The sequence below is a fragment of the Microbacterium sp. SLBN-111 genome (genome assembly GCF_049739645.1).
Lineage (GTDB): Bacteria > Actinomycetota > Actinomycetes > Actinomycetales > Microbacteriaceae > Microbacterium.
In genome coordinates this window covers 1,505,334-1,518,306 of the sequence record NZ_JBMGQH010000001.1, presented here as the reverse complement: position 1 = coordinate 1,518,306, position 12,973 = coordinate 1,505,334, and the positions used below count along the sequence as shown (strand labels likewise).

13 protein-coding genes are annotated in these 12,973 nt (G+C 71.5%); 6 read left to right on the top strand and 7 right to left on the bottom strand.

Annotated features, from left to right (window positions below; all coding sequences use genetic code 11):
- Nucleotides 1-3: 3 nt before the first annotated feature.
- The 5 genes from RKD05_RS07130 to RKD05_RS07110 all read right to left on the bottom strand — a co-directional run bounded on the left by RKD05_RS07130 (nt 4) and on the right by RKD05_RS07110 (nt 4,892).
- Entirely contained in the window at nt 4-996 is a 993-nt protein-coding gene (locus tag RKD05_RS07130) for a cyclase family protein (RefSeq protein ID WP_424708999.1), read from the bottom strand.
- Nucleotides 993-1,952, bottom strand: a complete 960-nt coding sequence (locus tag RKD05_RS07125) for a fumarylacetoacetate hydrolase family protein (protein WP_424708997.1) — start codon at nt 1,950-1,952, stop codon at nt 993-995. Before RKD05_RS07125 ends, RKD05_RS07130 begins: the two co-directional genes overlap by 4 nt.
- Nucleotides 1,953-1,986: 34 nt before the next feature.
- A complete protein-coding gene (locus tag RKD05_RS07120; RefSeq protein WP_424708996.1) occupies nt 1,987-3,003 on the bottom strand; it encodes a VOC family protein in 1,017 nt (338 codons plus the stop codon).
- Nucleotides 3,004-3,111: 108 nt separating this feature from the next.
- Nucleotides 3,112-3,849, bottom strand: a complete 738-nt coding sequence (locus RKD05_RS07115) for a hypothetical protein (protein ID WP_424708994.1) — start codon at nt 3,847-3,849, stop codon at nt 3,112-3,114.
- Nucleotides 3,846-4,892 (bottom strand): Gfo/Idh/MocA family protein, encoded by a 1,047-nt coding sequence (locus RKD05_RS07110; RefSeq protein WP_424708993.1) that lies wholly within the window; start codon nt 4,890-4,892, stop codon nt 3,846-3,848. Before RKD05_RS07110 ends, RKD05_RS07115 begins: the two co-directional genes overlap by 4 nt.
- Nucleotides 4,893-5,002: 110 nt before the next feature.
- On the opposite strand from RKD05_RS07110, the gene RKD05_RS07105 reads away from it, so the two are divergent.
- The 6 genes from RKD05_RS07105 (at nt 5,003) to RKD05_RS07080 (ending at nt 11,122) form a co-directional block, all read left to right on the top strand.
- Nucleotides 5,003-6,277 carry an ROK family protein gene (locus tag RKD05_RS07105; RefSeq protein WP_424708991.1) on the top strand — a complete coding sequence of 425 codons (1,275 nt, stop codon included), beginning with the start codon at nt 5,003-5,005 and terminating at the stop codon, nt 6,275-6,277.
- Nucleotides 6,278-6,320: 43 nt separating this feature from the next.
- Nucleotides 6,321-6,734, top strand: coding sequence for a hypothetical protein (locus tag RKD05_RS07100; RefSeq protein ID WP_424708989.1), 414 nt, complete (start codon nt 6,321-6,323; stop codon nt 6,732-6,734).
- Nucleotides 6,731-7,744, top strand: coding sequence for a restriction endonuclease subunit R (locus RKD05_RS07095; protein WP_424708988.1), 1,014 nt, complete (start codon nt 6,731-6,733; stop codon nt 7,742-7,744). The genes RKD05_RS07100 and RKD05_RS07095 overlap by 4 nt, the downstream gene beginning before the upstream one ends.
- Nucleotides 7,741-8,700: a sugar phosphate isomerase/epimerase family protein gene (locus RKD05_RS07090; protein ID WP_424708986.1), complete on the top strand. Its 960-nt coding sequence runs from the start codon at nt 7,741-7,743 to the stop codon at nt 8,698-8,700. Before RKD05_RS07095 ends, RKD05_RS07090 begins: the two co-directional genes overlap by 4 nt.
- Nucleotides 8,700-9,671: a sugar phosphate isomerase/epimerase family protein gene (locus RKD05_RS07085; RefSeq protein WP_424708985.1), complete on the top strand. Its 972-nt coding sequence runs from the start codon at nt 8,700-8,702 to the stop codon at nt 9,669-9,671. The genes RKD05_RS07090 and RKD05_RS07085 overlap by 1 nt, the downstream gene beginning before the upstream one ends.
- Nucleotides 9,672-9,817: 146 nt before the next feature.
- The gene (locus RKD05_RS07080) at nt 9,818-11,122 is read left to right on the top strand and encodes a cytochrome P450 (protein ID WP_424708984.1); all 1,305 of its coding nucleotides are present in this window, start codon (nt 9,818-9,820) and stop codon (nt 11,120-11,122) included.
- Nucleotide 11,123: 1 nt separating this feature from the next.
- Here RKD05_RS07080 and RKD05_RS07075 read toward each other — a convergent pair whose 3' ends face one another.
- Together RKD05_RS07075 and RKD05_RS07070 are read right to left on the bottom strand one after the other, a co-directional pair.
- Nucleotides 11,124-12,110, bottom strand: coding sequence for a Gfo/Idh/MocA family protein (locus tag RKD05_RS07075; protein ID WP_424711788.1), 987 nt, complete (start codon nt 12,108-12,110; stop codon nt 11,124-11,126).
- Nucleotides 12,110-12,973 carry a ThuA domain-containing protein gene (locus RKD05_RS07070; RefSeq protein WP_424708983.1) on the bottom strand — a complete coding sequence of 288 codons (864 nt, stop codon included), beginning with the start codon at nt 12,971-12,973 and terminating at the stop codon, nt 12,110-12,112. The genes RKD05_RS07075 and RKD05_RS07070 overlap by 1 nt, the downstream gene beginning before the upstream one ends.

The window sequence follows — 12,973 nt, the reverse complement described above, 5'->3', positions numbered from 1 at the left end:
GGTTTACAGCAGGGCGACCGGATTCACCGGCGACCCGACAGCGCCGGTGATCGGGAGCGGCGGTGCCGAGAGGAGGAACTCCCAGCGTCCCGCGGAGGCGCACGCCTCGGCGAGCGCCTCGAGGTTCCACATCTCGCCGATCGTGAGGCCGAGGTTGGGGATCACGACCTGGTGGAGCGGCTGGAACGCCGGCACGTCGAACTCGTTCGGCCGCACCTCGAAGCCCCACGTGTCGGTGGCGATAGCGGCGATCTCGGTGCGGTGCAACCACCCGGCGGTCGTGAGCGACAGCCCCGGTGCGGGGCCGCCGGCGTAATCGCCCCAGCCGTCGCGGCGCACGCGCGCGAACTGCCCGGTGCGGACGAGCACGATGTCGCCGCGTCCGACACTCACGCCCTCGGCGGCCGCGCACGCGTCGAGGTCGGCGGCGGTGATGGCGTAGCCGTCGGCGAGTTCGCCGGTCTCGGGGGCGAGGTGGCGCCCGACGTCGAGGAGCACGCCGCGCGACACGATGACGTCGGCGGCGTGCTCGATGCCGGTGACGAGGTCGCCGTCGCTCGTGACGACGTCGCCCGCACGGCGCCCGTTCCACGCGAATCCGTGGTCGAAGATGTGCCCGAGGCCGTCCCACTGGGTCGAGCACTGCAGGGGCATCGCGATGACGTCGTCGGCGCCGCCGATGCCGTGCGGGAAGCCCTGGTTGCCGCGCTCGGCATCCGTTCCCGTGTCGGTCATCGTGTGGACCGGGTTGGTGCGGCGACGCCACCCCTTTTGCGGCCCGTCGGTGTCGAAGCGCTGCGAGAGCGAGACCGAACGCCCCTCCCGCACGAGCGCGGCGGCCTCGCGACGCTTCGCGGCGTCGATGAAGTTGAGCGTGCCGAGCACGTCGTCGTCGCCCCAGCGTCCCCAGTTCCGGTACGCCTCGGCGCGCGCGGCGATCTCGGCCTCGGGGTTCTGCCGGTCGAGGTCGGCGGGGTTCTCGGACGGCGCGCTCACGCTGCGCCCTCCGCGACGCACCGCACGACCTGCGTGCCGAGCGCGCCGATGGTCCCCGTCATGACGTCGCCGTCGCGCAGGAATCTCTTCCAGTGCTGACCGTTGCCCGCGGGGCTGCCGGTGAGCAGCAGGTCGCCGGGGAGCAGCGGGTGGGTCTGGGATGCCGCCGAGATCAGCGCCGGCACGTCGAAGAGCAGATCGGAGGTGTTGGCATCCTGCATCACCTGTCCGTTGAGTTCGAGACGCACCGGGGTGTCCGCGGGGTCGACGAACCGCGCGGGCACGAGGAGGGGCCCGGTCGGCAGGAACCCGGGCGCGTTCTTCGCCCGGTACCAGTCGGTGCCGATCTCCTTCATGTCCTTGCGGAACACGAGGTCGCGCGTGGTGATGTCGTTGACGATCGTGTACCCGGCGACGTGGTCGAGCGCCTCCTCGCGCGACACGCGGAACGCTTCGCGCCCGATCACGACGGCGAGCTCGAGCTCCCAGTCGTGCACCTCGCTGGAGGCGGGCAGCACGAGCGGCACGTCATCGCCGACGACGCACGCGGTGAGCCCGATGAAGAAGTACGGCTCGCCGCTGCGGGCGCGCTCGTCCATCATGTCGGCCGCGAAGACGCGGGCCTCCTCGGGCGTGCGGTCGGTGTTCTGCGTCAGGCCCGCCGCCACCAGTTCGATGACGTGCTGGCGGTAGTTGGCGCCGGTCTGCAGCACCTGCCGGGGCTCGACGGGGGCCGTGAGGGTGACGTCCGAGAGCGGATGCCACTCCCCCGGCGCCTCTCCCGCGTCAAGGGCGAGAGCTTCGAGGCGATCCCAGTCGGGGTCGGCGAGGAACGCGTTCAGGCCACCGCCGAGCTCGTCGTCGGCGAGCGCGCGGATGCGGTCGCCGACGACGAGGCCGACGTGCACGGCATCCCCGTCCCGGAAACGCGCGAGGGCGAAAGGTGCGGTGGTCATGGTGGTGCTCACTCTCCCCGACCGGGATCGTCGTTCAGCCTCGGCCCTGGATCGCGTAGGGGTTCAGCAGCGCGTCCTTGATCTCGTCGGGCACGCCCTCCTCCGTGGCGCTGGGGCCGTCGGCGGGCGGGAACGACTCGGTCATCGACATGGGCATGGCACCGTTGCGGTACATGTTGTTCGAGCCGAGCGAGGGCTTCCAGGTGTTCGCCTCCCAGTCGGGGACGTAGTTGCGGTAGCCGCCGGTGTTCAGCTCGATGCGCAGCGTCGAGGGCTCGCGGTAGTAGAGGAACGTCTGCTCGCCGATGCCGTGGATGTTGGGGCCGTACTCGATCGGGATGCCGTTCTCCATGAGGGTGTCGGCGGCGATGAGCAGCTCTTCGCGGGTGTCGACCCAGAAGGCGTAGTGGTTGATGCGACCGGCGCGGGTCGAGCCGTCGAGGACGACGCCGAGGTCGTGCGACTTCTCGTTCGTGGTCAGCACCGAGAACACCGAGATGGGCGCCTCGTCCAGGACCGTGCGGGCCATGAAGCGGAAGCCGAGCGTGTCGACGTACCACTTCACGAACGCGTCGACGTCCGAGGTCGCGACGGTGACGTGGTCGAGCTGGCGCGGAGCGCCGGCGACCGAGCTGCGCTTCTCGGGACGGTCCGGGAAGATCGACGCGGTGTGGGGCTCGGCGCGGTGGCGCTCGACGTCCCAGTGCAGCGTCATGTTGTGGCCGAACGGGCCGGTGAAGCGGTAGGCGCGGCCGATGCCACGGCCGTCGAACCACTCCCCCTGGATGCCGGTCGCCTCGACGCGCTTCGCGGCCTCCTCGAGCGCCTCGGCCGACGACGTGCGCCAGGCCATGGTCTCGAGAGCGGGCTCGTCGCCGCGGACGACGACGACGGAGTACGAGTAGTAGTCGCCCCAGCAGCGCAGGTAGACACGGTCGTCCTCGCGCGCGACTTCGGTCAGACCCACCTGGTTGACGTAGAAGTCCACCGAGGCATCGACATCGGGCGTCGTGATCGCAACGAAGGACAGGTGCGAGAGAAGCTTGATCATCTTCGATCCTTTCGGTGAATCGGGCCATTCCGACTCTTCTTCCACTATCCGACCGAAGTCGGTATCAGGGAAGCCGATCCTGTGGATGCCACATATCGACGTGGCTTATCACCGCTCCAGGATGCCGTCGTCGTGGGCCAGCTCGGCGAGATCGCTCCCACGCACGCCGGTGACCACGGCATCCCGGAGCCGCCGCAGGGCCACACGCTCGGCCGCCTCGCGCTTCGGCGCGGCGATGCTCCGGCCTTCGACGTCGTCCGTCTCGACGTGGATCGTCGCGGCCGCGGAGTCGATCCGGACCTCGACGCGCCGGGGACCGAGCGCGACCGCCGTCAGCGCGTCGCCGATACCCGACCCTCCCGAGGCGCGCGTGAGGCTCACCCCTACCGACCCGCGCACGAGAGCCAGGACGTCGGCGGTCCGGGTCGCGTCGTGCGCGACGACGTCCAGCGGACCGCCGGCGAGCACGCGTCCCCACCCCACGGCGTCGCGCAGCAGCACCGCTGCGTCCGAAGCGGCTCCCCACGCGTCGACGACGACGTGCGCCGCGGGCGTCGGAACGATGGATGCCACGACGTCGGCGCGCAGCCGACGGCGCGCGACGACCACGGGGACGTCGAGCGCGCGGAGTCGCTCGTGCGCCGACGCGGGAGCGGGATGCGGTTCGTCGACCACGACTCCGAGCGCGTCGGTCAGCCGTTCCAGGCGGTCCCACCACGCCCCGCGACCGTCGACGACCCGCAGGACGCCGGTCTCGTCGGCATCCGCCAGACGGACGAGGGGCGCGAGCTCGGCGACCGCGGCCCGGTAGGCGGCGAGGTCGGTCCACACGGGCAGCGCGCTCATGCGAGCACCCCGTCCCGCACCGCCGCGGCCGCGCCGTCGGCGACCGCGATGACGAACGCGGCATCCGCGCGCAGCTCGTCGTACTCCATCGCCGTCTCTCCGCGCAGCAGCGCCGCGAGGGCACGCCATTCGGCGTCGTAGCCGTCGCGCCGGTCGATCGGATACACGGTGTGGACGCCGCGTCCGTCGCGGACCGTCGTCCGGGCGCTGCCGGCGTGGACGAACGGCGGGGGGAACTCGACGTCGATGCGCGCGCCGTCGGTCGCGACGTTGACCCGCCACAGCGAGTCCGCGCCGTCGGGCCCCATGACGGCGGTGAAGCGCACGACCGCGTCGGGCGAGCGGAGGGCGAGATCGAACCCGATCGGGGCGACGGGTCGCGCCCACACGACCTCGGTGGCATCCGGGACGAGGTCGCGGACGAGCGGCAGGTCGTGCACGGCGAGCCCCACGACCAGCTGCCGCACGATGCGCGCGCTCAGCTCGCGGTCGTCCGGGTCGATCGGCGGACGGGCGGGTCCCGGCGGCGCGGGGAGGGGCGCCCCCGTGACCAGCTCGTGGTACCTGCCGTTCGGCGCGAGCGAGAGCGTCACCGACACCGACCGGACACGGTCGCGCGTGGCGTGGAGGTGGTGCGTCGCGCGCGACCACGCGGGATCGAACAGGTGATTCGTACCCACCACGAGCAGCGCGCCGGCGTCGGCGCACGCGGCGACGATCTGCTCGGCGTCCTCGATCGTGGTGGCGAGCGGCTTCTCGCAGAAGATGGCCCGGCGTCCGGCCGCGAGGCTCGCGCGCACGTGCGCGGCGTGCTGCTCGGGCGGGCTGCACACGGCGACGACCTCGACCTCGGGGTCGGCCAGCAGCGCGTCGACGCCGCTCGAGGAGCGCGCCCCGAAGCGCTCCGCGATCGCGGCCGCCCGCCCGCTGCCGCCGTCGCTCACGTGCACGAGCCGGAAGTCGCCGGAGGTCCGCGCGAGCGTCGGGGCGTGCAGCGCCGCCACCCCGGGACCCGCCCCGATGATGCCCACACCCCAGGTCATGTCGCTCCTTCGCGGCCACTTCAGCCCGAATGGTGCTGAAGTTCGAGACTAATGAACCATAGATGACGCGAAACCGGGAAGGAGAAGGGTCCTCTGTGTGAAGATCGAGCATGGCCAACGTCTCCACGCTTCGCTTCGGCGCTCAGACCGACGAGGTCACCAGCCTGCTGCGGATCGTGAACATGGTCCGGCTCGGCGAGGCGGTGACGCGTCCCGAGATCGGCCGCGTCACGGGACTCGGTCGCGGCGTCGTGACGCAGCGGGTCGACCGCGCGGTCGAGATGGGTTTCCTGGAGGACGCCGAGTTCGCCCCCTCCTCCGGCGGCCGAGCCCCGCGCACCCTCCGCTTCCGCTCCGAGCGCGGACGCATCGTCGTGTGCGCCCTCGGCGGCCTGCACATCCACGTGGGCGTCACCGACCTCGACGGCGAGATCCGCGCGGAGTCGCACCGCGTGTGGAACATCGCGAGCGGCCCCGACGAGACGCTCGCGGTCGCGACGGCGATGGTCGACGAACTGCTCGAGGCCGACGGCAACCCCCCGGTCTGGGCCGTCGTGGTGGGCGTCCCCGGACCGGTCGACTTCGAGACGGGCCGCCCGGTGGCGCCGCCGATCATGCCGGGCTGGAACAACTTCGACGTCCGCTCCCGCTTCGAGGAGCGCTACTCGGCTCCGGTCTGGGTCGACAACGACGTCAACATCCTCGCCGCCGGCGAGCGCGCGCGTCGGCGGGAGGACAACCCCGACCTCATCTACTGCAAGGTCGGCACCGGGATCGGTGCGGGACTCGTGTCGCACGGGCGCCTGCACCGCGGCGCGAACGGCGCGGCCGGCGACATGGGCCACGTCCGGGTACCGGGCGCGCAGCAGCAGTGCCGGTGCGGGAAGATCGGATGCCTCGAAGCCGTGGCCGGCGGCTGGGCGCTGGTGCGCGACGCGAAGGAAGCGGTCGCCGCGGGAGGAACGGGCGCCCTCGCCGACATCGTCGCCTCCGGCGCCGAACTGGCCCCGGAAGACATCTCGAAGGCCGCAGAGCGGGGCGATGCGCTGGCGATCTCGCTCATCCAGGCCTCCGCGCGGCAGATCGGCGAGGCGGTCGCCGCCCTCGTGAACATGTTCAACCCGAGCGTCATCGTCGTCGGCGGGGCGGTCGCGGCGGCCGGAGAGCTGTTCCTGGCCGAGGTGCGTCACCGCGTGTACGAACTCTCCCTGCCGCTCGCGACGCGCGATCTGGCGATCGTGACGAGCGTCAACGACGCGCGCGAGCCGCTCCGCGGCGGGGTCGATCTCGCCCGCGAGCAGCTGTTCGAGGTGGTGTTCCCCCGGTGGTTCGCGGAGGGTCGCCCGACGCTCGCCGCGATCCGCGGAGAAGCGATCCCCGCGTAGCACTTCTTCCGTTTTTCGACATTAGTCGGTAGTTTCAGGGCTTATGGTCCTGTCCGCGCTGCGCGACGATGCGCTGCACACCCTTCCCGACGGGTATGCCCTCCGGCTCTCCCTCCCGTGGATCCGCTCGCTCCCCCTCGCCGGTCTCGTCGAGCCCGAGGTGCGGATCGACGGTCGCCCCCTGCCCGCGACGGTCCAGCTCGGCGACCGCCGCGTCGACCCCGCCGCCCTCGAGTCCGAGACCCGGTGGTGGCACGTGCAGGACCGCGTGGCCCTGCACGTGACGGATGCCGTGAGCCCTGGCATCCACGAGGTGTCGGTGTCGTTCCGTCTCGAGGTGCCGTACCTCGACGGCGGGCCCGACGGGCCCCTCCGCCTCCCCTTCTTCTTCACCCGTGCACTGGACACGGAGACCCCGACGACGGGCGTCTCGCGCGACGTCGGGAGCCTCGCGTGAGCGCGCTGCCCGCGGGCTGGACGCTGTCGGCGAGCGCGTTCAACCTCACGCCCGAGGTCGTGCGCGCCGAGCGCACGGCCCCCGACCTCGCCCTGACGCTGGTCGAACGCGGCCTCGCCTCCGCGATCGAGGTCGAGCTCGGGCAGCTCTGGCGCGGCTACCCCGCCGCCACGCTCGACGAGGCGCGCGTCCTGCGCGACCGCCTCGACGCCGTCGGCGGACGCGTGAGCATCGTCGGCGTGAGCATCGACGAGTGGGACGGGCGTCACCGCCGCACGGACGACGAGCGCCTGGCGTTCCTCGAGCCGCAGCTGCGCACCTCCGCCGCGCTCGGCGCGCAGGGCGTGCGTCTCCCCCTCGGCCAGGCGGGCGTGCTCCTCGAGCGCGCGCTGCCGCTGCTCGAGGAGCTCGACCTCGTGCTGTACGAGGAGGCCCAGGGGCACGGGACTCCCGCCGCGGCGCCCGAGGCCTACGCGCGGATCGCGGCGATCGACAGCCCGCATGTCCGCCTGCTGCTCGACATCAGCATGCTCATGCCGGCGCTCCCCGTGACCTACCTCGATGCCCTCTCCCGCGGCGGCGTCGATCCGGCGCTCGTGGCCCTCCTGCGCAACCACTGGCGCGAGCCCGAGACCCACGGCGCGGTCATCGACCACCTGCGGTCAGGGCGCGTCCCGGGCCCGGTGCACACGCTGTACATGAACCTGCTCGTCCGCTTCGGGCGCTCGAACATCGCCGACGTGGCATCCGTTCTGCCCCTGCTCGGCGGGGTCCACCTGAAGTTCTGGGACCTCGACGACGCCGACAACCGAATTTCCGACCCGATCCGCGACGTGGGCACCGCCCTCGCCGCGACGGGCTTCACCGGCACGCTCTGCAGCGAGTGGGGCGGCCAGGAGTGGGTCGACGACGACCCGTGGGAGACGACCTCGCGTCATCTCTCGCTGGCCGCCGGTCTCCTCTCCGACCGTCACCCATCCGAACCCCTGCAGGAAGCGAGCACGCCATGACCGACCGATCTCCCATCAAGTGGAGCTACATGGACCACTGGCGGGCCCAAGGACCCGCCGGACCCTACGACCAGTGGCAGTCGCGGCTCGCGATGAAGCGCTTCCTCCAGCAGGTCGCGGCGGTCGGGTTCGACGCGATCGACACGTTCGACTTCCGCATCTGGCAGATCTTCGAGCAGTACGGGTCGGTGGCCAACTACCAGGAGTTCGTGCAGGAGCAGGGACTCGAGCGGATCGTCAACACGTTCCACGGCGTCTACTACTCCCCCGACCGCTACGCGCCCGAGGTGCCGGCGACGCACGCCACGATCCTCGAGGACTTCCAGCGGACGCTGGACATGTGGTCCGGCATCCAGCTCGACAACATCATCGTGATGCCCGGGTCGCGCTACTTCGACGAGGCCGGCGTGCCCGACGACGGCCTCAAGCACGCGGCCGACATCTGGGGGAAGGTCGGCGAGCTCACGCAGCAGTACGGCGTCAACCTCACCTGCCACCACGAGTTCTACGCCGGCATCCGCACGCGCGACCAGATCGACCGCTTCTACTCGTACGCCGACCCGCGCTACGTGAAGTTCTTCGTCGACACCGCGCAGCACTGCATCGCCGACGTCGACCCGGTCGCCGTGTACGAGAAGCACCACGAGCGCGTGACCGGCTTCCACTTCAAGGACACCCGCCACAAGGACGTCAACGACGACTACCGGATGTTCCCGGATGCCGAAGTCTCGGCGAAGACGACCGAGAAATGGTTCTACGAGATGGGGACCGATGAAGGGCTCGTCGACTTCGAGGCGATGATGCGCTCGGTCCGCGACAACGGGTACACCGGCTGGATCAGCGTCGAACACGACAAGGCCGACAAGCTCGGCGGCGACTACGCCGAGAGCACCGCGATCTCGCGCTGGTACGCCAAGAACGTGCTGGACGGCATCTACAACGAGAAGGTGGCGTGATGAGCGACGTGCGCTGGGCCTACGCCGTCAACCAGTGGGACACGAACATCGACTCGTTCGTCCGCAAGCGCGAGCACGAGCGCGCGTTCAAGACCGCGTCGATCAGCGGCTTCTCGGGCGTCGAGCTCACCGCCGTGAGCTTCGGCGCGTGGGAGCCGCTCGGGACGCCGCAGCAGATCGCCGACCTCTACGGCTCCCTCGAGGGGTTCCGCGAGGTGCTGTCCGCGTGCGCGCTCGAGGCCGTGAGCAGCTACGTGTACGACCCCTCCGTCGGGTTCGAGGTCGAGATGGGGCGCGGGCCCGACCCGCTGAACCCGGAGTCGGTCGGCGAGATCACCCGCACCGCACGCTGGTTCGCGGATGCCATCCGCCGACTCGGCGGGAGCGTGCTGGTCGTGCGCGCCGCCCCCTCCGCGTGGCAGACGGGTCCCCTCTCCGACGAGCAGATCGGCGTGCTCGCCGACCTGTGGAACACGGTCGGCTCGGCCGTCGCCGAGGATGGCATCGCCCTCGGCCTGCACGTGGACTTCCTCTCCGCGCTGCGCCTGGGGGATGGCATCCATCGCCTGCTCGCGGCCACGGATCCCGCGAAGGTCGGGCTCGCGATCGACACCGCGGAGTACGCGATCGCGGGGATCGATCCGGTCGCGCTGTACCGGCGGTACGCGGACCGCGTCGTGCACGTGCAGCTGAAGGACGCCCGCGAGACCGTGGACGACGCCGAGGCGTCGACGCCGCACGCGGAGCAGTTCATCCGCACCGAGGGCGGTGCGCGCAAGATCCTGCGGTGGTTCTACGAGCCGAGCGACGAGCGCGCGCTGGTCGACTTCGAGGGCTTCGTGGGGGCGCTGGCCGAGCACGGCTACCGGGGCTGGATCGTCGTCGAGTCCGACCAGAGCCCCCACCCCGCCGAGAGCACGATGGTCGCGGGCTGGTACGTGCAGAAGGTGCTGCAGCCGCTGCTGGGCTGAGGGGTCTCCCCTTCGCGTGAGGGGTCGAGAACTGTCGCCTCGGCTACCGAGAAGCGACAATTCTTGACCCCTCACGCGCTAGCACACGGAGGCCTGCGGCGCCGCCCCCTCGGGGCGGCGCGCGGTTGCGTGGAACCGTGGCGGGCATGGCATCCCTGCTTCGTGATGATTCGCTCTCGCTCCTGGTCCGCGGCTACGGGTTCGGGGAGCATCTGTGGCGGCGGGCAGAGAAAGGCGCCCGGGCGGTGCCGTTCCGGCTGCTCGGGCGGCCGGCGCTGCTCGTCCGCGGCGAGGAGGGCGTGCGGTTGTTCTACGACGGAACGAAGACCCGCCGCCACGGCGCGATGCCGCCGTTCATCCAGGAGTCGCTGTTCGGGCGCGGCTCGGTGCACAGCCTCGACGGCGACGCCCACCGGCACCGCAAGGCGACCTTCGTCGACGTCCTGTACGACGACGCCGAGGTCGACCGCTTACTGCCCGAGCTCGAGCGGGAGTGGCGCGACGAGCTGCACGCGTGGGTCGCGGGCGGCGAGCAGTCGGCGTACGACGCCGCGGTCGGGGCTCTGGGCCGCGCGATCATGCGGTGGGCCGGCATCCCCGGGACGCCCGCGGCGAAGACGCGCTGGGCGCGGCGGCAGGCGCAGATCGTCGACGGCTTCGGCGTGCCGTACTCGCCCGAGTACCTGCTCGCGCTCGTGAACCGCCGTTGGTCCGACCGGCACGCCGCGAAGCTGATCGAGGCGGTCCGCGAGGGTCGGCTGCACCCCGCCGAGGGCACCGCGCTGCACGCGTGGGCTCACCACCGTGACCGCGACGGCGCCCTGCTCAGCGCGCGGCAGGCCGGGGTCGAGCTGCAGAACAGCTTCCGCCCGATGATCGCCGTCGCGCGGTTCGTCGCCTTCGCCGCGAAGGAACTGCACGATCGACCCGAGTGGCGCGAGCGCATCGCCGCCGAGACCGCGGAGCGGGGGCTGCTCGTGGGAGGGGAGCTGGCGACGATGTTCGCCCAGGAGATCCGCCGCACCGCACCCTTCGTCCCGATGCTGCCCGCGTGGGCCACGACCGACGTCGAGCTCGACGGACAGCGCGTCCCCGAGGGCGGCCGCGTGCTGCTCGACATCCTCGGCACCGACACCGACGCGCGGGAGTGGCCGCGGGCGAACGCCTTCGAACCCGAACGCTTCCGCGGCGTGGAGGATTACGAAGCCCTCGCCGCGTTCGTGCCGCAGGGCGGCGCCGACGTGGCGACCGGACACCGCTGCCCCGGCGAGAAGCTCGCGATCACCGGGCTCGCGGCATCCATCTCCGCCCTCAGCGACCCGCGGATCCGCATCAGCGGCCGCGGCCTCGACGTGAACGAGCGACGGATGCCGACGAAGCCGCGTTCCGGCGGCCGGGTGCGCCGCGCCGACGCACCGTCGGCCTGCCCGTTCCACCGCTCGCGGGCGTGAGTCAGCGCGGCAGCAACCCGGCGGCGCGGTAGATCTCGTCCACGACGCGCATCGTGCCGACGGCGCGGCGGGCGTCGAGGATGCTCGCGGAGCCGGTGGTCAGCGCGTCGCGCAGGTGCTCCAACTGACGCGCATAGCTGTTCTCGGCGGGGTCGACCGCGACCTCGTGCAGCACCGCGCCGTCGGGCGAGGTCACGATGAGCCTCGCGCCCCACTGCGGCACGATGACGCTCGTCGCCCGGAGGTTTGCGGCGCTCCCGAAGACCCGCACCTCCATCGCGCCGGCGTCGTCGCCGAGGAACGACGCCCGGACCGCGGCGGGGATGCCGCCGGGGAGCCGCAGTTCGGCGTCGGTCTGCAGGTCGATGCGGGGGTCGGCGTCGTACGTCCGCGCCGACGCCGAGACCACCTCGGGCTCGCCCCACGCCGCCCGGAGCAGATCGACCGCGTAGCAGCCGACGTCCATCACCGCGCCGCCGGCGAGGTCGCCGTCGAGGCGGATGTTGCCGGGCTTCACGACGAAGTGCGGGATGCTGAAATCCACTTCGACCCGCTGCACGTCACCGAGGACCCCCGACGCGATCGTGGCGAGGAGGTCGGCGATGAACGGATGCAGGCGGTAGTGGAAGCCGACGAACGCGCGTCGGCCGCTGGCATCCGCCGTCTCCGCTATGGCTGCGGCGGTCGTGCCGTTCGCCGACAGGGGCTTCTCGCACAGCACGTGCTTCCCGGCCTCGAGGGCACGCGTCGCCCACTGGGCGTGCACGATCGGCGGCAGCGCGAGGTAGACGAGGTCGACCCGCGGATCGGACAGCACCGCGCCGTAGTCGCCCCACGCCGGGAGGTCGAGCCGGTCGGCGAAGGCGCGCGCCCGCTCCGGATCCCGCGCGCCGATGGCCACGACCTGGACGCCGTCGATCGTCCGCGACGGTTCGACCATCGCGCGTTCCGCGATGCCGCCCGCCCCCAGAATCCCGACGCCGAGCATCACCCCTCGCCGTTGTAGTAAGGCCAGGGGTTGATGCGGCGGTCGCCGCGGCGGTCGGGGCCGGTGAGCGTGACCTCGCCGGTCGCGGCCCACTCGACACCGCGCGGGAACATCCGGATGAACTCGATGCGCCGGAACGTGTCGATGTCGTGCCCGATCGTGATCGTGAACGACCGGCCCGCGCCGTACTCGTTGATCCACGCGAGCGGCTGGTCGGTGTTGATCCCCGGCAGAGCCGCGATGCCCTCCGGCGGGATGTCGACGGGGTAGTGCGACATCGGCCACACGGGCGCCTTCTCGTACGCCTCGAGGTCGTCGAACGTCGTCAGCAGAACCTGGGCGCCCTCGTACATCTGCACGCCGACGAGGATGTCGTCACCGGTGACGGTCCACGTCTCGTTGATGCCCTCGGTGATGGGATGCCGGGGCTCGGCGGTCCGCAGCAGCGCCTCGCCCCACGGACGCGGGCGCAGTCCCGTCTCCCACGCGCTGAGCTTGGCTCCGCGCATGACGTTGTACTCCTCGGGGTAGCCCCAGCGGTCCTCCTGGGCGGCGGAGCCGTGGAACCAGACGATGCCCTTGCCCTCGTCGTGCACGAAGCGGAGGATCGCGGCATCCGTCTCCGCCCCGAACCCGGTCGCGATGTCGTGGTACCCGTCGCGGCCCTCGAACACGACGATCAGCACGTCGTACTTGTCGATGACGCTCGCGGGCAGCCCGCGCGGGTCCTCGACGACGCGGACCTTGAAGCGCCCGGTGTCCTCCAGCAGGGTCGTGATCCACTGGTTGTGCAGGCGGAAGCTGCGGTGGGCGTTGTCGTGCTCGGTGGTCATGTGCCCCGAGAGGATCAGAACGTTCAGCAC